We start from the raw sequence: 2,056 nt of genomic DNA, 5'->3' as shown, positions 1-2,056 counted from the left end.
TTCTTTTCTCCATTACTGTCTCCTTTCACAACTCTATTTCATTATTGACCTGTCATATAACGTCTTCGTGTTTGCGACACCTTTGAACTGGACCTAAAAGGAATACCCATTAGTGGAACTTCGTTCCCAGTGAGAAGGTGTGGGTGCTCATTACCCTAGGCTTCTTCTTCCCTAGAGCGCCACTTGCGCAAAAACTTTGTTATGTGTAGTTGCCAACTTAGCTACCAAGATTAACCCTAGTTATTCTACTTCACTGTTTCTGATAACTGCTTTAGTATTACATTATAATATGTACGAATAAGATTCATTTCTGTTTCATCAATAATGCTATTATGTGCTATTAAATTCCTACAATCTGCCATTTCATTTATCTTAGGCAATATAAAATCTTGGTTAGGGAAATATTCTTTAAATATATCCCAATTGTTATTTATTATCGAACCTAGATCCTTGAAATCAAGATAAAATAATTCGCTTTCTCCTCTAATACTAAGCCATTTTTTTAAATCAGAGTCTTCCTTTCTTTTGCTTAGAGTATTCCTAGTCTTTCCAGGTATGTTAAGTTGACTAAAATAGTTATCTCCATAATTTTCTTTTCCAATTTTCTCAATAAATAACCGCAATGTATTTTCCACTGAATATAGATATGTATAAACTTCTGCCATTTTGTATCCTTTTACCCTAATATCTTCTGGTAATAATTCTGATATTGAGCTATTCGAAATTCTATCTACTTGTTTTTCCAAGTCACTCAAAACATCATCTTCAAAGTCTAGTTCTTTACTTAAATCCATAGTGAAGGATATGTTTTTCACATCAAATCCAACATAATCAGGAATAAGCTTATGACAAATTTTTCTTAGTTCTTCTGAAATGTCCATATTCTCTAATTGCTCGATATGTTGTGGATGAACATAAAAATTAACAAATGCTGCACTAGCATCTGATCTTCCCCAATGCCCAACGTAATATGAGAATCCACCTGTTTCTATTGATACCGTCGCACCCTTTAATAAATGTGCAACGTCATATTTGCCATTCCTTTTTAACTCATACAGAATTCCAGTCATGTATTTTTCATTACTGAAAGGTAATTGATATGTAAAATCACTCATCGTAAGTTTCCTCCCTTCAAATTTTTTAAGAAAACCAACTCAAGAGGAATGCCTCAATCAAGTTGGAAATTACATATAACGTTTTCGTGTTTGCGACACCTTTGAACTCTACAGGGAGTTGCTCATGGAAGTGAGCTTGCGAACGCCTAATGTAACGGCTGACTCGGTTAGCGAAAAGGTGTGGCGCTCATTTCCCTAGGCTTTTCTTGCACTAGAGCGCCCTTGTGCAAACATAGTGTTAGACGATGGGTTATCTATAGCTTCAATTCACTAAATATTTGTAATAAGCAACAAACTCTCTTACTAAAGAATAGATATCTCTAATTTCAAATATCCTAGCATGTGCAGAATATACCTTGTTAAAACCTACTTTTTTGAAAGCCAGTTTTGTCCTACTAATATGATAGTACTGAGAAATTATCATTACAGAGTTGAAACTCTCCTTTTCAATTATTTCTTTTGAATTTTTAGCTGTCATGTATGTATTATTACCTTTGCTATCTAATATAATATTGTCCTCTGGGATTCCTGATTGTATCAAATAATCCTTCATTACTACTGCTTCATCGAAGCCCTCTTTGCCTATACCACCACTAACTATTATATATTTTAAATAATCACCTTCATATAGCTCTATTGCTCTATCTAACCTTCTTTGAAGCCTTTTTGAAGGCTGACCATCAAGTTCTACTTTATTTCCCAAGACTACACCAACATCTACAGTTTCAAGGTCATCATTTAGTCCATCAATAACTATTAAAAAAATGTGAATACTAAACCATAATAATACGGCTATAGTTGCATATTTTATAAGTTTCTTCAAAAAAATTCACCTCTTTTATACTGTTATCTTGCCATCGAATTAAGTGCCTGTCGTCTAACGTCTCCGTGTTTGCGACACCTTTGAACTGGACCCTATAGGAATACCTAAAAGTGGAGCT

General features: G+C 34.0%; 2 protein-coding genes. Both read right to left on the bottom strand.

All coding sequences use genetic code 11. The features are described 5' to 3' along the window. Window positions 1-245 precede the first annotated feature (245 nt). Window positions 246-1,115, bottom strand: a complete 870-nt coding sequence (locus JMO20_RS14035; RefSeq protein ID WP_202710322.1) for a Swt1 family HEPN domain-containing protein — start codon at window positions 1,113-1,115, stop codon at window positions 246-248. Window positions 1,116-1,377: 262 nt separating this feature from the next. Next, entirely contained in the window at window positions 1,378-1,938 is a 561-nt protein-coding gene (locus JMO20_RS14030; protein WP_207753510.1) for a YdcF family protein, read from the bottom strand. Window positions 1,939-2,056: the final 118 nt, after the last annotated feature.

The organism is Sporosalibacterium faouarense (assembly GCF_016765695.1).
In the GTDB taxonomy this organism is placed as follows: Bacteria; Bacillota; Clostridia; order Tissierellales; family VENL01; genus Sporosalibacterium; species Sporosalibacterium faouarense.
Note: the sequence above shows the minus strand (reverse complement) of the source record. Positions and strands in the feature narration are given on the sequence as shown.

What these genes read in the sequence shown, in the direction of transcription:
- JMO20_RS14035 (WP_202710322.1), bottom strand. Translation starts at nt 1,115, where the DNA reads ATGAGTGATTTTACATATCAATTACCTTTCAGTAATGAAAAATACATG.